The organism is Larkinella knui, assembly GCF_003858645.1.
GTDB classification, from domain to species: Bacteria; Bacteroidota; Bacteroidia; order Cytophagales; family Spirosomataceae; genus Larkinella; species Larkinella knui.
On record NZ_RQJP01000002.1, the window covers coordinates 660372 to 685112 of the forward strand.

At 50.6% G+C, this 24741-nt stretch carries 22 protein-coding genes and 1 pseudogene; 12 read left to right on the forward strand and 11 right to left on the reverse strand.

What is annotated here, in order from left to right:
* The first annotated feature begins 24 nt into the window (after positions 1-24).
* The 4 genes and pseudogenes from EHT87_RS11565 to EHT87_RS11580 all read left to right on the forward strand — a co-directional run.
* On the forward strand, positions 25-1356 hold the full coding sequence (locus EHT87_RS11565) for a hypothetical protein (protein ID WP_124906778.1): 1332 nt from the start codon (positions 25-27) through the stop codon (positions 1354-1356).
* A gap of 726 nt (positions 1357-2082) precedes the next feature.
* Positions 2083-3012 (forward strand): alpha/beta hydrolase family protein, encoded by a 930-nt coding sequence (locus tag EHT87_RS11570; RefSeq protein ID WP_124906779.1) that lies wholly within the window; start codon positions 2083-2085, stop codon positions 3010-3012.
* Between the two features lie 9 nt (positions 3013-3021).
* Entirely contained in the window at positions 3022-3936 is a 915-nt protein-coding gene (locus tag EHT87_RS11575) for a helix-turn-helix domain-containing protein (protein ID WP_124906780.1), read from the forward strand.
* Positions 3937-3957: 21 nt separating this feature from the next.
* Positions 3958-4218, forward strand: a pseudogene (locus tag EHT87_RS11580) (aldo/keto reductase); the annotation flags it as partial.
* Between the two features lie 353 nt (positions 4219-4571).
* Here EHT87_RS11580 and EHT87_RS11585 read toward each other — a convergent pair.
* Both EHT87_RS11585 and EHT87_RS11590 read right to left on the reverse strand, forming a co-directional pair.
* Positions 4572-4970, reverse strand: coding sequence for a nuclear transport factor 2 family protein (locus tag EHT87_RS11585; RefSeq protein ID WP_124906782.1), 399 nt, complete (start codon positions 4968-4970; stop codon positions 4572-4574).
* 84 nt (positions 4971-5054) lie between these two features.
* Entirely contained in the window at positions 5055-5624 is a 570-nt protein-coding gene (locus tag EHT87_RS11590) for a dihydrofolate reductase family protein (RefSeq protein ID WP_124906783.1), read from the reverse strand.
* Between the two features lie 670 nt (positions 5625-6294).
* Here EHT87_RS11590 and EHT87_RS11595 point away from each other — a divergent pair.
* Complete coding sequence (locus EHT87_RS11595; RefSeq protein WP_124906784.1) at positions 6295-7593, forward strand: pepsin/retropepsin-like aspartic protease family protein; 1299 nt, start codon at positions 6295-6297, stop codon at positions 7591-7593.
* Between the two features lie 91 nt (positions 7594-7684).
* Here the strand turns inward: EHT87_RS11595 and EHT87_RS11600 are convergent, their stop codons facing one another.
* Positions 7685-7963, reverse strand: coding sequence for a hypothetical protein (locus EHT87_RS11600; protein ID WP_124906785.1), 279 nt, complete (start codon positions 7961-7963; stop codon positions 7685-7687).
* 273 nt (positions 7964-8236) lie between these two features.
* Here EHT87_RS11600 and EHT87_RS11605 point away from each other — a divergent pair, with 273 nt between their 5' ends.
* The gene (locus EHT87_RS11605) at positions 8237-8641 is read left to right on the forward strand and encodes a T9SS type A sorting domain-containing protein (protein ID WP_124906786.1); all 405 of its coding nucleotides are present in this window, start codon (positions 8237-8239) and stop codon (positions 8639-8641) included.
* Positions 8642-8952: 311 nt separating this feature from the next.
* Here the strand turns inward: EHT87_RS11605 and EHT87_RS11610 are convergent, their stop codons facing one another.
* The 6 genes from EHT87_RS11610 to EHT87_RS11640 form a co-directional block, all read right to left on the reverse strand.
* Entirely contained in the window at positions 8953-9999 is a 1047-nt protein-coding gene (locus EHT87_RS11610) for a response regulator (protein WP_124906787.1), read from the reverse strand.
* Positions 9977-11593, reverse strand: a complete 1617-nt coding sequence (locus tag EHT87_RS11615; RefSeq protein WP_124906788.1) for a sensor histidine kinase — start codon at positions 11591-11593, stop codon at positions 9977-9979. The genes EHT87_RS11610 and EHT87_RS11615 overlap by 23 nt, the downstream gene beginning before the upstream one ends.
* A gap of 584 nt (positions 11594-12177) precedes the next feature.
* Positions 12178-13287, reverse strand: a complete 1110-nt coding sequence (locus EHT87_RS11625) for a hybrid sensor histidine kinase/response regulator (protein WP_124906789.1) — start codon at positions 13285-13287, stop codon at positions 12178-12180.
* Positions 13288-13603: 316 nt separating this feature from the next.
* Entirely contained in the window at positions 13604-14476 is an 873-nt protein-coding gene (locus EHT87_RS11630; protein WP_124906790.1) for a universal stress protein, read from the reverse strand.
* Positions 14477-14572: 96 nt separating this feature from the next.
* Entirely contained in the window at positions 14573-15391 is an 819-nt protein-coding gene (locus tag EHT87_RS11635) for a universal stress protein (protein WP_124906791.1), read from the reverse strand.
* A 46-nt stretch (positions 15392-15437) separates the two neighbouring features.
* Entirely contained in the window at positions 15438-15683 is a 246-nt protein-coding gene (locus tag EHT87_RS11640) for a hypothetical protein (RefSeq protein WP_124906792.1), read from the reverse strand.
* A 195-nt stretch (positions 15684-15878) separates the two neighbouring features.
* Between EHT87_RS11640 and EHT87_RS11645 the strand changes: the two genes are divergently transcribed.
* Both EHT87_RS11645 and EHT87_RS11650 read left to right on the forward strand, forming a co-directional pair.
* Positions 15879-17003 carry a L,D-transpeptidase family protein gene (locus EHT87_RS11645; RefSeq protein WP_124906793.1) on the forward strand — a complete coding sequence of 375 codons (1125 nt, stop codon included), beginning with the start codon at positions 15879-15881 and terminating at the stop codon, positions 17001-17003.
* A 5-nt stretch (positions 17004-17008) separates the two neighbouring features.
* Entirely contained in the window at positions 17009-17449 is a 441-nt protein-coding gene (locus tag EHT87_RS11650) for a pyridoxamine 5'-phosphate oxidase family protein (RefSeq protein WP_124906794.1), read from the forward strand.
* Positions 17450-17577: 128 nt separating this feature from the next.
* Here the strand turns inward: EHT87_RS11650 and EHT87_RS11655 are convergent, their stop codons facing one another.
* On the reverse strand, positions 17578-20445 hold the full coding sequence (locus EHT87_RS11655; protein WP_124906795.1) for a PVC-type heme-binding CxxCH protein: 2868 nt from the start codon (positions 20443-20445) through the stop codon (positions 17578-17580).
* Positions 20446-20690: 245 nt separating this feature from the next.
* On the opposite strand from EHT87_RS11655, the gene EHT87_RS11660 reads away from it, so the two are divergent.
* The 4 genes from EHT87_RS11660 to EHT87_RS11675 all read left to right on the forward strand — a co-directional run bounded on the left by EHT87_RS11660 (position 20691) and on the right by EHT87_RS11675 (position 23936).
* Entirely contained in the window at positions 20691-21374 is a 684-nt protein-coding gene (locus EHT87_RS11660; protein WP_124906796.1) for an MCP four helix bundle domain-containing protein, read from the forward strand.
* A gap of 171 nt (positions 21375-21545) precedes the next feature.
* Positions 21546-22301, forward strand: coding sequence for an OBAP family protein (locus EHT87_RS11665; protein WP_124906797.1), 756 nt, complete (start codon positions 21546-21548; stop codon positions 22299-22301).
* 108 nt (positions 22302-22409) lie between these two features.
* Positions 22410-23303 carry an ROK family protein gene (locus EHT87_RS11670; protein ID WP_124906798.1) on the forward strand — a complete coding sequence of 298 codons (894 nt, stop codon included), beginning with the start codon at positions 22410-22412 and terminating at the stop codon, positions 23301-23303.
* A gap of 72 nt (positions 23304-23375) precedes the next feature.
* A complete protein-coding gene (locus tag EHT87_RS11675; protein ID WP_124906799.1) occupies positions 23376-23936 on the forward strand; it encodes a D-sedoheptulose-7-phosphate isomerase in 561 nt (186 codons plus the stop codon).
* An 83-nt stretch (positions 23937-24019) separates the two neighbouring features.
* Here the strand turns inward: EHT87_RS11675 and EHT87_RS11680 are convergent, their stop codons facing one another.
* The gene (locus tag EHT87_RS11680) at positions 24020-24730 is read right to left on the reverse strand and encodes a sulfite oxidase-like oxidoreductase (RefSeq protein ID WP_124906800.1); all 711 of its coding nucleotides are present in this window, start codon (positions 24728-24730) and stop codon (positions 24020-24022) included.
* Positions 24731-24741: the final 11 nt, after the last annotated feature.

The window sequence follows — 24741 nt, forward strand, 5'->3', positions numbered from 1 at the left end:
TTTTACGCCTAAACTTATCTGAATATGAGCCGACGTTCACTGGTTTACCTGAGCCTGTTGTTGCCGCTGCTGCTGGCAACGTGCAAACCCGATCACGATAAGCCGGCCGTCGTTGTCGGAGTGCCCGGAACGAGTCTCCCCGGTGGTTCTTCAGCGGCTACCGTTCTGCCGAAACTACTCGAAATGACCGTTGAGGGCATTCCCAAAGAAAACATCAACATTGACGAAGCGAAAAAAGAGGTAACGGTTATCGTTCCCACCGCTATCGCTTCCCGCCTGCCGGCCACGATGTTCCGGGTGACGGACAGTGCAAGGGTGGTGCGGCCGATGGGCCTGGACTTGCTTCATCCGGGATCGATTGACCTGAACATCGGCGGATTGCCGACGACCAACGTTTCCTACAAAATCCTGCTCAAACCGGCCGGTGATCTGGCCATTGGTTCCATACCGACGCCGTTCGTGTACGAGACGGGATCACGCCTGGGCCTGCCGATCTATAACTTTTACGACGGCAGCTACACGACGTACCTGGTGCTGACCCGGAAAGGTTCCGGCGAAGTCACTAAAATTAATGTGTTCGATTACCCGTCGGCCAGTAGTACCCAAATCGTTGACCCGTTGCTGTTCTGGCCCCTCATCGAACAGTACGCGATCCCGCCCGGCGAATACGCGGTGGAGATTCAGAAGGAAAATGGTCGTAAGGCCACCCTATCCCAACCGCTGCTGGTCAAACGAGGTGCTCCAAAACTGTCCTTCAACGGCAATTACGTAATGGGTACGCCCAATCGGAATGTCGCCCTTGGTGGTGTCAATTTGTTTGGGGATGAACAACTTGAAGTGCAATTGATCGATGCCGACGGCCGCGAGAGTCGGATTAAACCAGCAGAATATGACGCCGATGGGAAGTGGCTAAAAGTTGCGCTTCCGGAAGATACCCCAGCGGGTTATTACGCCCTTCAACTGGTTCGCAAGGGGCAGGTGACGGCGGAATACCTGCGGTTGCCGGTAATCAATAGCCCGGTACAACCTTATTTCAGCGGTCTGGAAGGTTATACGTTTGATCCTTACGCCAAAGCCCCGGTGGTGGTCAACCGCGCAAAATCCTACCGGTTCGGTATCGGTCCGTACTGCCTGCTCCAGTCGAAATTAAAATTCATTCGGGTCGATAACCCCCTAGTCGAAGGGTCGGTAGAGGTTGTGGAAGGGGGTAACTGCGAAATCGGAACGTCGGCTCTGTCTTTCACGATTCCGGCCACGTTTGCCCCCGGTCGGTATCTACTGGTGCTGGAAGGCACTACGTATTCCAAACTGAACGTACGCAGCGAGCCGTTTGAGCGCATCATCGAGGTCCGATGAACAGTACGCGAATATTCATTAACGTGCTTATAAATCGCCACACTGAAAGGCAACTTGATGATCAAGCCGAATTTTAACCCTGGGGTTACCGGGCCTACCGGGGTTAGGTTTCATAGCTTGAACCTATTCCTCTTTTGGTCCTCCTTGTTCACCAACATTCGAAGCCTCCTCATTTGCGGGATAGGGGCAGCATCAAAAGGGAATCGTTAAATACAATCAGCGCTTAGCATCTTACGTCATAGAAAGTAGCGATAAGCCTAACACAATTGATAGTGTATCAACCCCTATTAAGTTGGAGTATTTCTTCAAAACAGCCGGGATGCCGGTGCGATTAGTCAGTCAGGCGGCTTTAACAGCTTCCCAATTCGGCTGATTCTATGGTTGCTCTGACTCTAATGTTATGCCTTCCTGCCTTTTTGAGTAGGTACCATGTTCTTGATTCCTCCATGGAATCGCAAGGGCGACCCCTGTACTGAAAGCGGCTCAAAAGGTCTCGAATGGGATCTTGCATGGTTGTCGATTTTTGGTAAAAATCTGACAACCTATTTCAAGGTAAGACAACTCGTGTTTAGACGTGAATGCTTGTCACGCTCTTTACTCTCCCTCTAACATCCTTAATCAGGCGCTGGATACCTTTTCCGGAGTTTGGCTACGCAATGCCCCGATTTCACTACGCCGGGGAACTGAAGGCTGCTGAACTTTGCCGATATCAAAATCAATACTAAAATGAAATTCTCACAAACACCGATCATGAGCTTTAGTCCGGTTGTAATACCGGTTCCCGGCCGTCACGTAGACCTTGAAATGAAAGTTTCTGCTCCTGCTAGCGGAAACAACCTGCCGGTCATCCTTCTTTCGCATGGACATGGACCCTCCAACTTTCTCTCTTCGTACAGAGGATATGCCCCCCTGGTTGATTTTTTTGCGGCACAAGGATTTGTCGTCATCCAACCTACTCATCAAAATTCCAAAGCACTCGGCCTTTCCTCATCCCTTCCTGAAGCACCCCTGTTCTGGAGTTCACGGGCAACGGACATGAAATTTATCCTGGATCATTTGGACGAAATTATTGCCACAGTGCCCGGCTTAACCGGAAGAGTCGATCAAGCAAAAATTGCTGCCATCGGCCATTCTATGGGTGGCCAGACTGTAGCCATGCTGGCCGGCATGGAGGTAACGGACCCCGCAACAGGTAAACTAGTGAATGCCGCTGAACCAAGATTAAAGGCCCGGGTGCTCATTGGCGCGTCTGGTGGACCCGAAGGATTTAATGGAGTAAACAGACAACATTACCCGGTGTTGGCGGCCGGCAATTTTGGCTCTATGACTTTGCCAGCACTCATTGTAAATGGAGACCAGGACAAAAACCTTATGTTCTCTGATGTGGACAATTGGCGCGCAGACGCTTATTATCAAAGTCCCGGCCCCAAGGATCTGCTGACCGTATTCGGCGCTGAACACATTTTTGGCGGGATATCCGGTTATGATGCCCGCGAAACAAGTGATGAAAACCCCGGGCGGGTTGCCTTTGTGTGTGAAAGTATCCTTGCGTATATTCGGAGTGCACTCGATCCAAACGATTCAAGTTGGGATGACGCAAAGAAAGCCCTTAACGGCGTACAGGGTGCATTGGGCAGCATTGAAAGCAAATTATAAACACAGATTATGAAGGACGAAATTGCTAAGCATCGATTCGATTCTTTATCAAGGTTGCATAAGGTGCTGGATATGCCGGCACCTATGCATCCATTGGTCAGTCTGATCAATAATGCCACAGGGACCATACCGCTGGAAAGGCTTCCCAGCCCCCATATTTTAAATTTTTACAAGGTTTCTTACAAGATGAACTTCCAGGGAAAGTTCAAATATGGGCAGCATTACTACGATTTCGATGAGGGAGGGATGTTTTTTGTTGCGCCGAATCAAATCACCGGCAGTCATGCACCATTAAGCGATCAGTCTGGGTATACGTTACTTTTCCACCCGGATTTTTTACTGGGTTACGACCTCGCCAGGAAAATCAAAGCGTACGGTTTTTTTTCGTATTCTATCCATGAAGCGTTGCATCTGTCGGGGAAAGAGAAAGCCACGATCATTGCTGTTTTTGAGAGTATTGAAGAAGAATTAAAAAGCAGAATTGATCATTTCAGCCAGGATGTTATTATTTCACAGATTGAATTGCTGCTGAATCACTCCAACCGGTTCTACAGCCGGCAATTTATCACCCGTAAGGCGGTAAGCAGCGATTTACTTCAAAGGGCAGAAGAGATTTTGACCGCCTATTTCCAGGAACCGAACGTGTTAAAACAGGGGCTCCCAACGGTTCAGTTTCTTTCGGCGCAATTAAACGTGAGTGCCAGTTATTTAAGTGATATGCTGCGATCACTTACCGGGCAAAATGCCCAACAGCACATTCATAACTACCTCATCGAAAAAGCGAAGGAGCAGTTGTCGACGAGCCAGGCTTCGATCAGCGAGATCGCCTATGGCTTAGGATTTGAACATCCCCAGTCCTTTAGTAAACTATTTAAGCTCAAAACCAGTGTGTCGCCCCTGGATTTCAGACGTTCTTTCAATTGATGTAGATTAAAATTCTTTGATACAGCGGAAGTGTATGGACCTTTCACCAATGAGCAACTGGTTGGGGAAGCCCTGCAACCGTTTAAAGGGCACGTAATCATTGCGACTAAATTCGGTTGGAAAGCAGCGGCTGATGGGAAGTGGTCTGAGTTAGGCAGCCGCCCGGAAAACATCAAACGGGTTGCAGAAGCAAGTTTAAAGACGGCACCGGTCGCTGGATCAGGACGAGGCCAGTCCGGGCCGCTTGCTAAGCCTCAACGTGAGGCCAGGATCAATAATTGACATGCACCACCCCAACCAGTAGCACTGCGGAGATGGTCATTGCATTCCTGATCGGCAACTGTCGGAACGTTACATTGAGGGCAAATAACGTAATTGGAAGAAAGGGATGCCCTAAACTGGAGAATAGTTTTGCTGTGCTAGTGATAATGGGGAAACAGGTTTTATAAGTAATCACTCGACCACTCAACAGAAGGTGGTGGGGTTTTGATCTTGAGTTGCTCTTCAAGTTCTTCTGTTGTATATGCATCTACCGGTTAGCCAATCTACAAAAACTTTGGATTCTAAAGATGAGATCTCCCAAAAAGGCTCATTTCTACTGTTTGACGTAGCTCATGGGAAACCCACTCAAAAGACTACTGTTGGAAGGTTTGGGTCACTAGTTCCGTATCCATGTACTCATTGATCGCCCGTAGCTTACCCTCTCTCAGAAAGCATACCCAGCAGTAGCGATTGTTATACAGTTTGCCCTCAGGCGTCGTGTTCGCACCAACGGCTTCAACCACTACATAATCCCCATCCCCTATAATACGCCTAGCGCTCACTTTATAGGGAGGACGTAAGCTCGTCTTGACTGCCCCCCATAGATCATTGACCACCGACTGCTTACCCGCAAAGGTCTTCGACCATTGGTTACTACCCATCCAGGTCCACTGCATGTCGTCGGCCATAGCCTCCAGAAAAGGCTGATCATTGCCTAGGGCTAATTGGGCGAAAATCGTTTCCATCAGGTGTTTATTGTCCAGGGCGCTCATAAGTGACCAATGAATAGCGTAAAATACGAGTAATGATTAACTGACAAAGGTTGCACCGGTGAATCTTAATAGTCTTTTTCCGGCTTATTCTCGAGCCGCATAATGTAACGTCACTACTCCCGAACCGAGCGTTTTTGATGTAAGCAACGTCAGCTTATTCATTGGGGTAGGTCTGTCAAAGAGGGGAATCCCTTCCCCAAGTAGGACCGGATGCAGTGTTAATTTGTATTCATCAATGAGGCCCAGTGACATGAAACTTTTGGCTAGGCCAGGGCTGCCGAAAATCACCAGATCTTTGCCGGGTTGCTGTTTCAGTCGGGTGATCTCATCGACCACATTGTCTCTGATCAGCCTCGTGTTAAGCCAGTCCGCACTGGGCAGGGTTGTGGAAAAAACGATTTTGGGAATCTGCTCCACCCAACGAGCATGGTTAAGTTCCTGTTGGCTGGCCGTTGGATCGGCTAAAACGGTAGGCCAGTAGCCTGCCATTAATTGATAGGTATGCTTGCCGTAAACCGGCGTGCCAACGGTTTTTACCAGTTCATCAGCAACGTGTTGGAGCTCCTGATTGTAGGATAAGAAACCCAGGCCACCGTGGATGTCGGCGGCAAAGCCATCTAAAGAGATGTGGGCGAATAAAACTAACTTTCTCATCTTGATGATTAAAGGTCACAAAGCTACGGCTCCTTTCGAAAGGAGCCTGGGCGAAATGCGACAAATTAAGGGGGTGATCAAGCCATTTTGCGGTAAGGGAGTCAAATGTTTGACGTTAGAATTAGAAATAGATTTGGTTTTTCATCTCCATCTCTTCCATGAGGCCAAGCCGATTGCTTCGCTTAAAATCCTTCTCAACGGCTTTCTCAAAAAAAGGCTCCTCCTTGAGACTGATAAGCGCTCATGCTTATCGAATGGGGCTAGTATCGAGACGGTTCACCCTAACGTATTTTGCTTGAAGTTTTGTACTTTGGCTAACATAATGGTTGCGTATACCACAAATTTATCCCACCTCCCTACGATGCAGTTTACAAGAACGGTTCGCCTTGTACTAGCCTTGCTAATCAGCTTTGTTGGAGGCATATTATTCATTATAGGCCAAGCCGTGTGACAAACATAGTCTTATCTTACTCAGGAGCCATAATTAGTTTTTAGGAATAAGCTAACTTATAAAACTACTCAAATCAGAAGACTCCTACATGAGACTAAATAATGTCCGATCAGCTTCTTCAATCTGACTATTTGATCGGACAGCTTATTTTAACACCTGTAAACTACCATCCGTAGCATACGGCAAAACAACAGTTATTTGTCATATCTAGAGCGAGTTATGAGACAGTTAGGGATGCTTCTTATAGGGGCGGTATTAATAGGTCAGGCAAGTTGTACTAGCAAAAAAACGGATAGCCAGTCGGCTAATGCCTTACTGGAGAGACAATTGCATTACAGTCTGAAGGAAAAAGATTATTTTAAAGTAAATCAATTACTTGAAAATAGTGGAGAAGCAATAAGCCTCGAAAAAAGAACCTATTTCTCTGCCTTTGTCGCTAGTGCTTTTAATCAGCCTCAACAGGCCATTGTACTAACGGATCAACTGCTAAAAAAAAGGACTCCCTTTATCGGGGATTCTATACGCGTGGCCTTACTGATGCTTCAGCGTGACAACTATTTCAAAACATTTCACTACCAGAAAGCGGCCTTACTAGGAAAAGAATTGGTTGAAAAGTACGAGACTATTTTAGGAAGCCAGCTTCATAATGTACAAAACACACTACTTATCCATCAGGCGTTGGCGAATACACCCCCTCAACAAGTACGTGTTCAGCCGGACAGCCTACACTGGAGACGAAACCGGATCGGGCTGGTCGAAATACCCATCCAATTAAACAATCAGCCCAGGAACATTATTTTTGATACACGCGCGCATCTATCCACCGTAACGAAAAGCTTTGCTAAACGGATAGGCTTGACCATTTTGCCGGTGACGTATGAAGAGTCAAGCGGAATCACGGGCAAAACGTTTAAATCGCAACTGGGCATTGCCGACAGTCTGTATGTTGGTCATATTCTGATCAGACATGTCGTATTCCAAGTGCTCCCCGATGAGATGCTCTATTTCCCCCCCATCCATTTTCAGATCCAGGGGATTCTGGGCTTTCCGGTTATAACCGCTTTGAATCAGGTTCGATTCATTAAAGATGGTCGGCTATTGATTGGTGAAAAAGCGGTAAAAATGCCCTTTCGTAATTTGGCCTTTGATGGGTCAACGACGGTCGTTTCGTTAAAGTGTGAGGAAGATACCTTACCTTATCATTTTGATACGGGGGCAACCGGCACCGAGTTTTACAGCAACTATTTCCACAAATACAAAACCAGAATTCTCAAGCAAGGCCTTACCCAACGGATTGAATCAGGTGGTGCAGGCGGTATGGCCCAACGCAGGGTCTATACGCTACCTTTAGTAACGCTGTCTATTGGCCCTAAAAAAGTAACGCTCAGGGACATTGCAGTGCATACAACGCCCTCCTATCAGGGTCAGCCCTATTATGGCAATATTGGCCAGGATGTGATTAATCAATTTGACGAAATGACCTTGAATTTTAAAGAAATGTATCTATCCTTTCAATGAATGTCATATCGCTAAAAGGCAACAATGTTAGTGGTGGAGTCAGACATCACTAGTATTTCACCAGACGGATTGTCTGACTCGGATTAGGTAACTAAAATATATCAAGAATAAGATCTACAAAGTGGCCATTGTGATCCGGTTTAGCCATTGCTGTCTGCCCAACCTGATGCGATTGTGCGCTGTAATATAGATTAGTGGATTCAGGCAGCGCAGCCCAGCAATCGCGCCAGGTCTTCGCATCAGCGGCAAAGTAAGACTGGGTTTCGCGCCGTATTGTCGCTTTGATTGCGGCCTCATCATCGGGTGTTTGGCCGAAAGCATTACCAACACCGAAGACCATCAGGAACAGGAAGGTATATTTAGAGATCATGAGAGATGGATTGGATTTAACTTTCGTAACCTACTTAAAATCAAGCGGCTTAGCAATCCGGGGGCTCTAAATTCCAGCCTCTTTTTCAAGCGGTTTTAGGCAACGGCAGTTTGTATACGGACTTCGGGTGCCGTAATCACTCCGAAATCCACCACCCTCCGACCGGTTTTTCCCAAAAGTAGCAGGTATCGACTCATTTGTGACAGGTTTTCCGGGCGTTGAAGCCGACCTTTGATTCATTCAAACGGACACAAAAATCAACCATCATACGCCATGAAAACGCTCATCAAATCCCTGCTCGTTGCCTTTTCTCTGACTGCCGCTACCGTCTCTGCTTCGCAGGCAGAAAGCCATAAACCGGCCCGCCAGCCCAAACAGGCTGCGGCATTTCAGAGCAGTATGTATACCACCACTGAAGGCAAGGTTCAGATTGCCGTCAAGAAACAAACCGGCGGAAAAGTGGAGGTTCGACTGACCAACAGCGCCGGGAAAGAGTTCTTCGCGCAGTCGATTGGCAAACGCCAGGAAGCGGCTCGTGTCCGTCTGGACGTAAGTGACCTGCCCGACGGGGTTTATCAGGTAGCCATCACCAATGGTGTTGAAACCACGACGCAGGCGCTAACGCTGGCAACGGCCCGGCAAACCGTGGCGGCCACCAGACTGGTCGCGGTTAACTAAACGGTAAGCCTGTTTCAGAACCACGAAGTAACCCTTTGCCAAATGCCGATACAGGCAACTATAGCCCGAACCGCAAAGGGGCCAAATCCTAGCTTTAGTGGGTTTTTCAACAACATCTTTTCCTACAAGCCGTTAGGAGCTATGTATAAAAGGATCTTCTCGCGAAGGTCTTTCGAGGGTGTAAATAACCAGATAGCGCTGCGGTCTGGTTATTTTATTGGCAGACCCGCTTCCTGAAAACCGACTGGACAGTAGCGCCCCGACTACCCAAAACCGCCGGTCCCGATGGGTCACTCGCCACTGCCAAAGGGTCACCAGTTAGCCTTGCGCAGCTTTTCGGGTTGGAGCAACCGGATGCCGCCCGTTGCCGGCATTTCCAGCAAACCATCCTGCCGGAATTCACTCAACGTACGAATCACGGTTTCGGTAGCGGTGCCGACAATTGCCGCCAGGTTGTCCCGCGTCAGCTGAATAACCTCCTCCTGATCAGGCTTGTAAAGACGGAGCAGCGCATCGGCCACGCGTCGCCGGATCGAATCATAGGCCATATTGAGCAACTGTTTTTCCCGTTCGTCAACGTAACCCGCCAGCATTTTAATGAACTGGCCGCTCACTTCCGGGTTTGCCAGCAGCAATTGCTGAAAATCTTCTTTCGGAATATAAACCAGTTCAGAATCTTCCAGCGTTACCGCCGAGTCGGTATAATCACTGTTATCGAGTAAAGCCAGGTAACCAAAAAAATCCCCCGCGTTGTAAAGACCGGTAATGAATTCTTTCCCATCCTGGTTGGTCCGGATGGTTTTGACTTTGCCGGTTTTAAGAAAATACAATCGCGTTGGCGTGTCACCTTCCGAATACACAAATTGCTTTTTACGCATCACATGGGCCTTGCGATCCGCGGAGATCGTTTCCAGATTGGCCACCTGGCGGGCATGGGCCAGAAAATGATTCAACCCGTCCTGCTGAAGATTGTAGTTGGCTTCCACGTTTCGGAAACGGTTTAGCCGGCCTTCAATGGCACTCAGCAATTCCGACTCCTCGAACGGCTTGGTCAGGTAATCATCCGCTCCTGATTCCATACCCTTCCGGAATTCGGTCCGTTCGGTTTTGGCGGTCAGGAAAATAAAAGGCACGCCCGCCAGCTGGGGATTTTTATTGAAAATATGCAGTACGCCGTAGCCATCGAGCACGGGCATCATAATGTCGCAGATCACCAGATCCGGTTTGTCGGCAAGGGCTTTTTCCACGCCGATCTTTCCATTTTCGGCCGTATAAACCCGATAGCCCGCCAGCTCCAGAATCTCGGCGGTATTTTCGCGGATAGCGTCGTTGTCTTCAATCAAAAGAATGGTTTTCATACGGAAAAACTAGCGTAACAGAGGTCCCTTCATTCAATGCACTCTGTAGTGACACCTGGCCACCCATCAACTCCACATACCGGGCCACAATGTGCAGGCCCAGGCCCGTACCCGATATATCCGTCACATTTTTAGCCCGGAAAAACCGCTCGAACAGGTGCTCCTGATCTTCAGCAGAAATGCCCACACCCTGATCCGCCACCGAGAGGGTCAACTTCCCCTCGGTGTCCGTTGCCCTGATGGTCACCGTTGATCCGGGTCCGGAATATTTCACGGCGTTGGAGAGCAGGTTGACTATAATTTTACGCAGCAGGGAAGGATCGAGCCAAACCGGTGTCTGGCAGGCCAATTCGGTTTTTATCGTTTGCAGCGGTTTCAACAACTCCTGCATATCGGCCACGGTTTCGTTCACCAGTTGGGGAATATTGACCGCTACGGGGTGGGCCACGACCTTTCCTTCTTCCAGTTTATCGACTGATAAAAATTCTTCGAGAATATCATTGAGGTGATTCACCGATGCCCGGATGCGGTTGAGGTGCTTCTGGCGGTTGATCTGGTGCTCGCTTCCGGGGTAGCGTTCGATCAACGCAGCCGATGTCAGCACCACCGTCAGAGGGGTGCGAAACTCGTGCGAAGCCATCGAAACAAAGCGCGATTTGAGCTCACCCAATTCCCGCTCCACAACCAGAGCCTTCGCCAGTTCGTCTTTCGACTGCTCCAGTTGCTCCAGTGTGGCCATGAGCGCCTGGGTGCGGTCGGCCACTTTCTGCTCCAGATCCGCATTGAGCCGCTCAATATGATCGCGGTGGGTCAGCAATTGCCGCTCGGCTTCTTTCTTGAAAGTGATATCGACAATGTAGGCTACGGCGTATAACTCATTTTCCAGCCGGAAGTAACTCAGGCTAATCTCGACCGGAAATACGGAGCCATCTTTCCGTTGCGCATGGAGGTCGCGGTTATGACCCATCGCCCGCACCTGCGGCTGGGCGTTGAAAGACTGCCGGAGTTTTTCGTGGTACTTGCTGACCTCCCTGGGCACGAGTTGTTCAATCGTCAGCTTAAGCCACTCTTCGCTCGTATACCCAAACAGGTGTTCGGCCATTTGATTGGCTGAAACGATGTGGCCCTGTTGATCGCAGACTATAATACCGATGGTGGCATTGGAGAAAATTCCCTGATAGCGTCGCACACTGTGTTCCAGTTCGCGTTCGGCCTGGTGCAGACGCTCCTGGTCGATGAGCTGAATGAGCGCATACGGGCGGTTTCGGGTTGTGAACGTACTGATGATGAGGTGCCCCCAGAACGTCTGCCCATTTTCGCGCTCAATCTGCGTTTTTTCTTCATAGTGTCCGTCCCGAATCAGAAGCCCGATGAGCCGGTTCCAGGATTCTTCCTCCAGAGGCTGCGTCCGAACGGAACGCGACCGGACCGGATGCGCTAATAAAGCCTGTTCGGAAGTGAACCCAAGCATCTGCACGCCCGCCTGGTTGACATGAACGAAATGTTCTTCGCTCAAATCATAAATACCAAAGAAGTCATCACTTTTTTCGAAAAGTAGATCAATTAATGCCTCTGAGTATAGGTTTGTCAACATAGGTCCGGGGTATATTCTTTATCAGGCATTTGCCAGACGGGAATCTCCTTACCAAAGTACTATATTATACGTTGATAAATTGATAGCTATACGTTTAAATTTTTTAAGATTAAGTTGTAATTAATCTTGAATTTAACCGGTTTCCCCGAAATATGTTTCAAATATCATCCCTATCTTCCAAGTCACCGAAATTAACTTATAGAGCCCTCAACGGATGGCCTGCTCACCCGATAGATCATTTATTCCCTGGCCCGATAAAACAAACCAGCCATCGGAGTCCGTGGCAAATCCACAGATTCCGATGGCTGGTTACAGAGTGAGTCAATACCGCCCGATTACCGGGCCAGATAGCCACCGTCAACGGGATAATACGACCACGACCCCGTCACGAACGATGCTTTACCCGACGAAAGCCCGATGATCAGTTCCGCCACTTCTTCCGGGCGGCCAGCCGCCCGATGGGGTGAAGTTCAACCGCCAATCCGGTTTTATACTGAACATCCGTTTCATTGGTTTCTCGAAGCAACCCGAAACCGGCCGTTTTTCTCGGACGGAAAGCAAGCCCTGGGCGAATAATCACCCGGTCAAACGTCCGGCTGAGTGATTTGGCAGGGAAGCCAAACCATCACGTTCGTCCAGCCATCCGGCTTGCAAACGATCGACAGCAACCCATTGTTTAATTCAACCAGTTTTTTAACGATGGCCAATCCCAGCCCGAACCCCTGTTGTTCGTACTTTTTTCGTTCGAACTGGGTGTAGGGTGCAATTTGAGCCGTATTTTCGGGCTTAAACAGCTGGCCTTTATTCGACACGATAAGCCGATAGCCGCCTTCGTCCAAATACCCTTTGATCATCACTTCCGCCTGATCCGAAAACTTGGCCGCATTATCAATCAATTCATCTAAAATGGTGAACAGATTTTCGTCTGCGATCCGGAGTCGGGCGTCCATGACATCGATTTTCCAGCGAATTGTTTCCTCCTGACGGCTTTCAACCAGCCGGATTTGCTCTTTTACCTGTTCTAAATTAATAAGAGCCGTACCGCTCGTAAAAAAATCGTAGGCCGCGTGGCCGGGATCGATGTATTGCAGGGTATCGATCAGCTGAATGTTATCCAGCGACCGTTTCAGTCGCAAACCGCAAACGCGTATGGTCTCCAGCATCGATACCGCATCTTCACCGGCAAACTCATCCAGGTGATCCCTCAGCAGCGTAGACAGTCCAATCACGCCGTTGAGCGACGTGTTGTATTCGTGCCCGGCCGTCTGGGCAATCTTCAGGCGTTGTTCGGCCATGCGGGCTTTTAGACTGGCTTTTCGTAAGGCTTCGCGCTGTAGCCGGCTTTCAATAGCCTGCAACAGGCTTTCGCCCGTAAACGGTTTGGTCAGATAATCATCGGCTCCCAGCGCCATACCCCGGCGCAGGTCCCTCATTTCGGTTTTAGCCGTCAGGAACATAAAGGGTACACTGGCCAGCGAGCGATTGTTCCGGATCGTTTCCAGCACCTGATGACCGTCCATATTCGGCATCATAATGTCGCACAAAATAAGATCCGGTCGCTGCAAAAAAGCCTTGGTAACGCCCTGTTTTCCATCCGCAGCCGTCTCTACTTCAAAGCCATTCAGGCGCAGCCACTCGGCCACATTTTCACGAATTTGCTCTTCGTCTTCAATAATCAATAGTTGTGTCGACATAATCTGCCTGCGTACGTATAACGGTGGTTTACTTGCGGTAGTGAACAAACCATCCTACAGACGATGGTTCAGATTCCTGAAGAAAATGGCGCGGTTGTCGGACAAAATTAAAGTAGGGAAATCCGATTTTTAATGATCCGACCTGACCAATACTATGATTAATATCACTAGTTTGATCGATACAAATCAGGAAATAATCCGTCGTTATTCAGTAGTACGGAAAGCCACAGCAGCATTGAATTCACCAGGCTGGCTGATGCAAAAAAAACAGGAACCAACCGATCCCTGCTTTTCTATTTACTCAGCTTACTCTTCATTAGACTTCCTTCACCAGATTCTTTTCAGCCTGTACCTGATCAACGAGTTCCGGATCATATACGGCCAACAACGGAACCTGCGGATTATAGGCCAGCCGTCGTGTCAGACTTCGGTTCCAAACCGCATCCAACAGCGTTTTCCGGTGGGGAACTGTCACGACTAAATCGACGGAATGGGTGGTCAGATAGGTGGTAATACCGTGCTCCACATCGTTGTCCAGAATGAAATAAGGTCCCGATTCCACGGAATCAAATACCTGGGCGAGTTGCCGGTTATACTGCTCAAATCCTGCCGCAATTAGCCCCGGCGTCTGGCTTTTTACAATTGACAAAGCCGTCAACCGCGCATTTTTTCGGGTTACCAGCTCGTTGAGGGGTTGTAAACAGGACACGTGGTTGAGCGTGCTGTAATCCGTTGCCAGCACAACTTCGCGGATGGGTTTGATGGCCGTCGTTTGGGGAACAACCAGCACGTTGGTTTTGGCATGCCGGATGAGGCCCGTGGCCACGCTGCCCAACACCGGCATAAATCCGGAGCCACTGGCACCTACGACCACATAATCGTAGGCATCCTGTTCCAGTGCCGCTTCCACGGCGCCGATTGGACTACCGGGAGCGGTTTGAATGTGGAAGGAATGATAGGGCGGATGAAAATTGGCCATCAGTTCCGACAACAGTTCCTGCAAACTCTGGCGCGCGCTTCGCTCGGCCTCTTCCATCAGAAAAGCCGTTCCGTACATGGCATCGGGTTCGATGGGATAGGCATGTAACAAATAAAATTCTGCCGCTGTATCGTCAAACAAGGCCTGGGCAAAATGAATCGCTTTTTGAGACGCTTCCGAAAAGTCGGTTAATAGCAGTATTTTTTTCATAGTAGTCCGTTTTTTGATTGTAGTTTTAAGTCTTATCCCCGTCAAAACACCTTTTTGGGGCCAGCCGGAAGGGCCTCATTTCCGTTCACCGGGTCATTATCGGATGGCCAATACCGGCACATCGGATTGCCGGGCTATCTGCTGCGTATTGCTTTCGAGAATGGAAAACAGGAATCGGTTATGGGATTTAGGTACCATCATGATCAAGTCCGCCCGGTTTTCGGTCGTGAATTGCAGAATTGTGGAGGTCAAATCGGTTCCACTCACCACCGTCAGCGTGTGGGGCTGGTGGCGCAGCAAGTCCCGAATGGCTTCCGCGGCCTGCCTGATCAGTGGATCAGCCGGTTTGTCGCTCACGCAGAGAATCGTCAGAAACGCATCGAAACGGGCGGTAAACCGGAGTACGCCATCCAGTGCCAGCGCATCCACCGGTTGTCCGAGATCGAGGGCTACCACGATGTTTTTAAACGGCACAAAATGGGCAGCGGGCGGAACCAGCAGCAGCGGAACCGGGGTCCGAAGAATCATTTCGGTAGCCTGACTGCCAAAATACTGCGCTCCGGGGGAATTGGCTCCGGCGGTTCCCATGATCAGCAAATCCGCCTTCTGTTCGGTTACGACGGCTTCGATGGTAACTAGCGTCTCGCCTTCGCGGACCAACACCGAAATCGGCACACTTCCGGTGCTTTTTTCCCCCAGTTGGTCACGCAGCCGGTACAGTTTCCGCCGGGCGCGCACTTTATTTTTTTCCTCCAGGGGAGTAAATACCGCCTGTAAAACCGGGATACGGAGCGGATGGTGATACACATTCAATAGCACAAGCCGGGCTTTCAATAACTCGGCCAGCCGGAGGGCAAACTCAGAAGCCGGTTTGGCACTTTTTGAAAAATCTGTTGCTAAAAGGATGGTTTTCATATCAGATTGGATTACACACAGTGGCAATTGGAGCGTTTATCATCGCTTAGTCGACCAGAATATCCTTTTCGGCCCAGTAATGCCGTTTCCCGTCCCACCAATCCAGAATAACATGCCAGAGGCCGCTGCTCAGATGTCGGGTAGAAACCACCTGCCGGGGGCACCGATTGGGTTCAACAACCAGGTGTACTTCCTGCTTGTCGTCAAATCGTTTCTGAAAAATCACCTCCGCTTTCCGGAAGGATTCGGGCAGCACGAAGGCCAGTTGATGACGGTTCGGTTCAAAAGTCATGGCTGTGGGTTAAGGTTTGGAATGGATCAGAAATGCTGAAGAGCAGGACAAAACTAGACGGCGTTCTCCGGGTTTGCCCTGACATTGCTTTTCTAACCAACTGATTTAAATCAGTTTAGAACCTTAGTATAGTTAGCGCAGGTAGCATCAACATTGCCGTACTTTGGAGCTGTTCCTGTCAACTTTGCTCCAACGATGAATTCAAAGAGACTATGGGTAGTGCTGCTTATCCTGGCCGTGCGATTGCAGACGGTATTTGGCCAAACCCTGACCGAATGGCACCAGCTTCTCCTGCGGTCGGGGCTGGATTCGACCGGAATCCGGCTGGATAGTGCTACCGTGAGCCGCGTGGCGTATGAACTGGCCTATGGCAACCGACCCGACCGGCTGAGCCATTGGCAACTGCCGCAGCAAATCGATTCGGTCAAAGTGGCCCGGGTTGTGAACGGCATCCTGACAAAAACGCCCGATTGGGTCGCTCAATGGCAATCGCTGGAACCGGTATTCGAACCGTATCGGCTTTTGCGGGCCACCCTCGACCCGCTGCTCGCTGCCGGGACTGATTCCATACCATACCGGGCACAGCTCCAGTCTGCCTTAAACGCCTATCGCTGGCTAAATCGCCTGTCTGCCGACCTCATCGTGGTCGTTAACATTCCATCGGCTACGCTTCGGGTTCTGAATCGGCAGGGAACAGAAGTTCTGCGGTCGCGGGTTATTGTCGGAAATCCACACACGCCAACCCCGCTTTTTGGCGCGCAACTGACCCGAATCATTACGTATCCCTACTGGAACGTACCCCGGTCGATTGCCGTCAACGAATTTCTGCCCAAAATAAAGCGCAATCCGTCCGGGTTTCTGGATGCCATGAAGTTGCAGGTGTTGGATGCTCAAGGTCGAGCCGTGGCCCCGGAGTCCATTCACTGGAATGCGCTCTCGGCCCAAAATTTTCCTTACCGGCTGCGCCAGTCGACCGGCTGCGACAACGCCCTGGGCGTGATGAAGTTCGACATCAACAGTCCGTATGATATTTACCTGCACGATACCAATCACCGCGAGTTGTTCAGTCACACCAATCGGTTTTTAAGTCACGGCTGCATCCGGGTCGCCAAGCCCGTCGAACTGGCGAATCTACTCTTGCTGGCACCGGTTTTTACCCCGGCTTTTCTGGAAAGTCGTCAAGTCAATCTTCCCTCCCGAACGGTGGTCTTGCCCAGCCCGGTCCCCGTCGTCATTACGTACCAAACCGTCGAAGTCGATCCGGCCGGCACCCTGGTTTTATACCCGGATGTGTATGGCTGGCAAACTGTAAAACTCTAAATCCTATGTTAACCGAACTAACTCCCGAAGTAATCGACTCCATGCTGGTCAACCAGTATTTTGGCCGCATCGGCTGTGCCGCTGATGATCGCATTCTGATTGAGCCGGTCATGTATTATTATGACGGCAACGTCATTTTGGGTCTCACCCGCGAGGGCACCAAAACCCAGCTATTGCGGAAGAATCCCCACGTCGCGTTTGAAATTGATGAAATGCTGAGTGAGAACGTCTGGCGCAGCGTTCTCATCGAAGGCACGTTTGAGGAACTGGAAGGGGATGATCGGGATTACGCCCTATACCTGCTCGAGCATCGAAAAATTCCGGTCTTCGCCGGTGAAAAAATGGGGTATCCCGGAGAAATTACTCCCCCGGATCACAAAGCGGTGTATCCGGTCGTGTATCGAATCCGGATTCAGAGCAAAACCGGTCGTTGTTATACGCACTAAGCGGTGCAGAATCAGGACGTACTCAGGTGCTAAAAGCCAGTGGCCCGGTTTTGACCATCAAAACCGGGCCACTATTAATTTGATCATTTTTCTGCTGCGGGTTTCGCGAGAACCGCCCCGATCCCGGGTTACTTTTCCAACAGCCTGGCGAGCAGCATCTGTACCTCATGCTGTTCGTGCGAGTGTTCCATTTTGCCTACACGGTCGTTAAATTCTTTCAGCAATTTTTTAGAATCGTCGCTTCCGATAGCGCCAATGCGCTGAACTGTATACGGCAGAATTTTGGGCAATTTGGCTTTCTCAGCCAGTTGAAGCATCCGTTTTGCATCCACAACCGCCAGTGGTTCAGTGGCATACCAAACCATCAGCGGCAGGTTATGGTCTTCCTTGTCCTGTGCTTTCTGAACCAGAGCTTCCAGCACGGCCCAACGCTGAGTTGGCTCCAGCCTAAGCAGAGCCGATGTCAGATAGAGTCGTACCAGCGCCGAATTGTCATTTTGTGCCAGAGCCGCAAAGCGTTTCAGGGTTTCCGGCGATACCGCTTTGTCTTCCGCCAGGAGCTGAATGGCCCAGCTTCTGACGTATTCATTCTCGTTGGCCAGCAAATCCACAAGCTCATTTTCGGTAAGGCCTTTCGTCACATGAAGCGCCCACAGAGCCCGCAGCTTCCGGGTTGCATCCGGATTTTTAGCGAGGATTTCTTTCAAGGCCTTGTGCACCTTCTTATTCGGGCCGCGCTCCTGCAAAATCGTGCGGGCTTGTCGCACATACCATTCGTTCGGATTCAACTGATAAGCAACCAGTTCCCTATCCGACGCCTTCGACAGATCCACCCGCACCCACTTGTCATTTTCATGGGTAATCTTGAAAATCCGCCCCATCGTTTTGTCATGCACATCCGGATTGGAGCTGTGGCACTGGTTTTTATCGTACCAGTCGATGGCCCACACCGAACCACTGGCGTCGTATTTCATATTCAGCCATTGCGACCAGGAATCGTTCATGGCCATAAAATCCGGCCGGTGCGTCACCATATACCCCGATCCGGCGCGCGTCGGGCGGTCGTGATTCAGCTTGGCGCCGTTGATGTTGTTCATAAAAATACCGTTGCGGTATTCCTGCGGCCAGCTATTGCCGAGGTAGATCATGGCTCCCGCGTGGGCATGACCACCACCCGCCGAAGCCGACCTGAAATTACCGGCGTGGGGGCCGCGTTCGCCCAACCAGTGAACGTGGTCGGCGTGGGTTTTGATGTCGTCGTACGTATAGGGGTTAAAGTGTTTGCCGGCTTGCCGGAAATACCGCCCGCCCTGAATCATGTGGTACATATGGGGAATCACACAGGCGGTAATGAAGGCATGGCCGTAGTCGTTGAAGTCAATTCCCCAGGGGTTGCTGGTGCCCTCGGCAAATACCTCAAACTGGTGGGTCGTTGGGTGATACCGCCAGACGCCCGCGTTGATTTTCGTCCGTTCCGAATCCGGAGCCCCCGGTTTGCCAACATTGGAATGGGTAAAAACCCCGTGGTTGCCATAAAGCCAGCCGTCGGGTCCCCAGCGTAAGTTGTTGAGTACTTCATGCGTATCCTGCGTGCCCCAGCCGTCGAGCAGTTTTTGGGGCGGCCCCGTCGGTTTGTCGTTCTTGAAATCGGTTGGAATAAACAACAGATACGGTGCCGCACCGAGCCAGACGCCCCCCATTCCGACTTCGATACCACTGACCAGATTCAGTCCTTCGGCAAAAACGGTTCGCTTGTCCAGGGTGCCGTCGCCGTTGGTATCTTCAAAAATCAGGATGCGGTCTCTCCCCTGCCCTTCCGGGGCCGGAACCGGATAGGTGTGGCCCTCAACCACCCAAAGCCGCCCCCGCGGATCAATCGTGAAACTGATGGGCCGGACAATCGCCGGCTCGGCCGCTGCCAGCGTAATTTTGAAGCCTTTGGGCGGGGTCATTACCCTGGCCGCTTCAATTCCCGAAAGACCGGCGTTCAGAACGGGGTCGAGGGGCGGCAGAATAATGATGTCCTTCTGATTCAGCTCATTCGGAAAATTCGGACGCGTGGCATAAAATTCAAAATCATCAAAATTGATGTGCGCCCATTTGTCATTCGGAATGTAGGGAATCTGCGAAATCCCGGTTTCGTTGTCGATGATCCGGATGAAAATATCCTGGTTCAGATAAGGCTGCAAATCCACGACAGCGGGTTGAAGCGTAGCCCTGCCCTGCCCCGTGATGTGATAAATAACCTTGTTTGTGCCCGCCTGAACGAGTTCAACGCGTGTATCCTGCAATGCCCCGCCCGAAACCCGGAAAGCGGCAAAAGGCTGGGTTACTTTGAAGGGCACGGAGGTCAAGGTGCCGGTCAGTTTGTAGTTTGTGGTTCCTCCGCTGCTCAGAAAATGCTTCCCCTCGAAGCCGATGTGCATGTCTTTCTCGTGAACCGGCGAAGGATCTTCGCCGAAAAGCGGGTTGGCAAACGCGTCGCCGGTGGCGGTCCAGTCGTTTAAAGTACCCGTCTCAAAATTCAGGTTGAGCGGTTTTCCGTCTTTCATCGGTATTTGTCCGGCAATCGTCGCATTCGTGATCACGCCTTCCACCACCTCAAAGCTGCCGACCATACCCGCAGCCCGGTGGCCCGGAACCGAGCAGAAATACGTATCGCTCTGGCCAGCCGTAAAGGTAATGCTGGTGCTGGACCCTTTTTCCAGGATGGTCTTACTCTTCACCTTGAGTTTTTCCAGGCTGATGTCATGCGTCATCGTTTCACCGTTGGTGATCGTGATGCGGACGCGGTCGCCTTTATTGGCCCGTAAAGTGGGGTTTCGGGCGCCATCCTTGCCAAAATAGCCCGTCATTGTCGCTTCCAGCGCATAATCGCGATCTATTTTGGCCGTATCCTGAAGAGTGGTTTTAGAAAACCACGCCGATCGGTTGTCCGTCCCGGAGATGGAAAGAATGACAAAAAGGAACGGTACAAGCAAAAGAAATTTGTACATGGGAACCGGATCGTAAGTTGTCTAGGAATATTTACTTTAAAATTAGGAGAAAATCCATTGTCGACAAATTTAAGTTGGCACCAAAATCCAACCGCCTGGCCGGTGTCGTCTTTTTCGGGAACCGCAGCAGGATAATCGGGCAACCCGTCAGCAATCATTAAAAACTATATGGAATTACCCTTATTTTCGTTCAGTATATAGCAAGAAGAAGCGGTATTTTCGCCCCACTATAAATTATGTAGCCTATGAAATGGTCATTTGTCATTCAGCAAAAAGTAAAGGCAGCCGTTCTTCTGACCGGAATTATGGTATTGGTTGTGCTGAGCACATTTCTCTCAAGAAGTACGATAAAAGGAATAGATAAGTCGTTTGCGTCCATTTATCAGGACCGGCTTATTCCCGCCGTCGACATGGTTTATTTAAGCGAAAATTTATACACCAAACGGCTTTTAGTTGAAAACTATCTTTTTTCAACGACCACGCCCTTACCGGCAGAAATGGCGTTACAGCTAAAAAAACAAAACCGGTCTATCGATTCACTGATCAGAAATTATGAAAAAACATTCCTGATTGCCGAAGAAGCTAAAAGCCTGCAAACATTTAAAAACCGGCTCAAAGACTATGCTTCCGTAGAAAACGACATCCTGCGGCTGAGTCTGTCCGGAAACAAGGAAGCTGGCAGTGCGCTTTTTAATGAACACGGACTGGTTCTTTTCCAACAGTCGATCAAGTGCCTGAATGATTTAATTAAAATACAATATACTGAAGGTCAGAGTCTTGTTAAGGAATCAAAAAGCGAGTCATCCCAGTTTAATCTGATTTCGCATCTGCAGATTGCCGTTGCTATTGTCATTGGTTTACTGATATTAGGGCTCATTCACAATTCTAAAATTAGTAATCACGAACGACAACCTTTTCATTTAAACTAACGCAATTACATTTTTATATACAAGCAAATAGAAATTTAAACCAGTCCTTCCCGGTTTTATGGCCGATCAAATGCATTCCTGAACGGGCAGGTACTCAATTAAAATTCGCTGCAAACAAATTCTACCCGTTGTGGTTCAGGATAGAGCAAAGGAAATGTATCGCCAGTTAAAATGATCAAATTCGGGTTTTATGTAGGACTGACGGTATTCATGCTGGCCTGTGGAGGAGATCATACGGCTTCCCAAACTCAATCTGCCGATTCAACCAAAACGACTCAAACCGAGAAGTTAAACGTCAATTCCGGTGTCGGAACAAGCCCGGTCAACCAGTTTCAAGTATACACAACCGGTTTTCATTTTTACAATGGACACCGGGCGGGCCAGCTCGAAGTTCACCGCTACTGTTCACCGCTTAGCCAGGATGTAGCCCAATGTATTCTCTTTGACGGCAATGGGAAGAACGCCCGGGCCACGGGCCTGGAATACATCATTTCGGAGCGCCTGTTTAAAACGCTGCCGGAAGATGAAAAAAAGCTCTGGCATAGTTACCGGTACGATGTCAAAAGCGGGGTGCTGGTGGCGCCCGGCCTGGCCCCGGCAACCGAACACAACCTGATGGAAAAACTGGTAACCAGTTATGGAAAAACCTGGCAACTGTGGCACTCCGACCAGGATTCGACCCTGCCTTACGGCGGCCCCGCCCTCATGATGGGCTTTACGAGAGACGGCCAGCTCGATCCAACGCTGTTGCAAAACCGTGACAAACGGCTCAACGTATCATCGGCAAAAACGCGGCAGCTCCGCAGCGACATCCTGGGCCGCCCCCCGGTTTCCGGGGCCGATTCCTGGCAAAACGGCTTCCCTATTCAACTTCCGGCGCTGACGGGACGAAATTACCCGCATCTTCAAAAAGATACCCTCCAGTAAGCATTTTCTTGTTTACTTTGCCGCGTGACTCAGCGTCACAGGCAATCGATTTTTCTCAAACCAACCACTGGGCCTTTGGCATGGCGGATCGTAACTCCGTCCAACAGAATGAATCTTGGCATTGAAATAGGCGGTACAAAACTGCAAGTCGTAGCGGGCGAAGGAACAACCCTTGTAAAACAATATCGATATACAGTCGACAAAGCGCGCGGGGCCGCCGGTATTTTAGCCCACATCGAGGAGGCTATTGGCCAACTTGCTGAACCGGTCCAGGCCGTCGGCGTTGGATTTGGCGGGCCGGTCGACACACAAACCGGCCGGATTGCCACTTCCCACCAGATCGAAGGCTGGTCCGGATTTAGCCTGACCGACTGGCTCCGGCAGCGGACGTCAGCCGACCGAATCCGGGTGGAAAACGACGCTAATGTGGCGGCTCTGGGCGAAGCGCTCTACGGAGCCGGGCGCACATTTCGTCAGGTTTTCTACGTCACCCTGGGCAGTGGCGTTGGGGGCGGAATGGTGATCGACGGTCAAATTTACCACGGAATGCCGCCGGGCGAAACCGAAATTGGCCACATTCGGCTGGACAAATCCGGAAAAACACTCGAGTCGGCCTGTTCTGGCTGGGCAGTCGATAACGAAATTCGGCGGGCCCTTGCGGACCTATCGACGGACTCCATTTTGAAGAAACTGGTCGGTCCGGCCGAAACCGGTGAAGCCCGGTTTCTCCGGGCCGCCTTCGATCAGGGCGATCCGACAGCCCGGCAGATTTTCGAACGGATAGCCGATGATCTGGCTTTTGCGCTGTCACACGTGGTCCATTTGCTGCATCCTGAAGTAATTGTATTAGGGGGTGGTCTGTCGCTGACCGGCGAACCGCTGCGGGCGGCTGTTGAAAAGGCGCTTCCTGCGTATATCATGGGTGCTTTTCAGCCGGGCCCGGCTATTCGGCTGGCCGAATTAGGCGAAAATACCGTCCCCATTGGTGCTTTAAATTTGTAAAATGAGGGGTCGAGCCGGAAAACGCGCGTTTCGGTTTGGTAACTCGCCCAGTCTTCAACTTTTATTTTTTGTATGCAAACGTATTTTGAACAATACCTGGATCATCATCAGGCCGCGATCCGTTCCATTCCGGTCGACCGTGTAGCGCAAATCGTCAAGCTGCTGAAAACCTGCTGGGAGGAAAACCGGCAATTTTTCGTGTTTGGCAACGGCGGCAGTGCCGCCAATGCGTCGCACTTTATCACGGATTTGGGCAAAGGTGCCTCCGATCGGCTCGGCAAGCGGTTTCGTTGCCTGTCGCTGAACGATAATACCGCCTGGATAACGGCACTTGGCAACGATTATTCCTACGATGATGTGTTCGTCGGGCAGCTGCAGAATTACGCCCAACCGGGTGATCTGGTGTTGACGATGAGTGTCAGCGGCAGCTCGCCCAACCTCGTCAAAGCCGTTCAGTGGGCCAACGACCACGAGTTGACGACCGTCGCACTGGTGGGCGGCAAACGCGGAACGCTCGCCGATCTGGCCCACGAAACCATCGTCATCGACTCCCAGCACTACGGCCGCGTGGAAGACGCCCACATGACGATCTGCCACATGCTGTGCTACGCCTTCATGGAAAACAGTATCTAAGTTTGAACGTTATTTCGCAGAGTTAAGCAGAGAAAAAGAGAGGTAAGCGGAGTTTTTCTCTGCTTGACTCTGCGAAACAACTTTTAACTGTATCTGTCATTCCGCCAGGGGTAAGCGGTATTGGAATAGCCGCGTTCTTCCCAGAATCCCAGGCGGTTTCCGGCCATAAACTCAATTCGTTTGATCCATTTGGACCCTTTCCAGGCGTAGAGCTGGGGGGTAATCATCCGGACAGGGCCACCGTGTTCAATCGGAAGCGGCTGGCCATCAACGGTATGAACAAGCAACACGTCGGATTTCAGCGCTTCTTCCAGCGACATATTGGTCGAATACCCATCGAAACCGTAACACATCACGTGCGTGGCCGTTTCTTTGGGCATCACCAGCGCGGCCAGATCCGCAAACCGGACGCCCACCCAGGCCATATCCAGCTTCGACCAGGTCGTCACGCAGTGAAAATCACTCACATCGTTCGTTTGCGGTAAGGCCATAAAATCGGCCCATTTCAGCCGAATCGGGTGTTCAACTTCACCATCGATGGCGAGTTGCCACTTGGTCAATGGGATGTTGGGATGGTGACCCAGGTCGAGAACCGGCCATTTTTTCGTAACCGTCTGACTTTTTGGCACCTGCGGCATCCCGTGGCGATTCGGCGGACCGGATCCCAGCGGTTTGTCGTCGGCCATCGACGGCGTGTTCTGGATAGCTTCCTCAAACCGGCGTTTCAGCTTCATACGGGCGTCGATGATGCGATCGAGTTTGTCGGAATCCGGTGCGGTTTCGTTTGGTTCCATGCGTTTCTGGT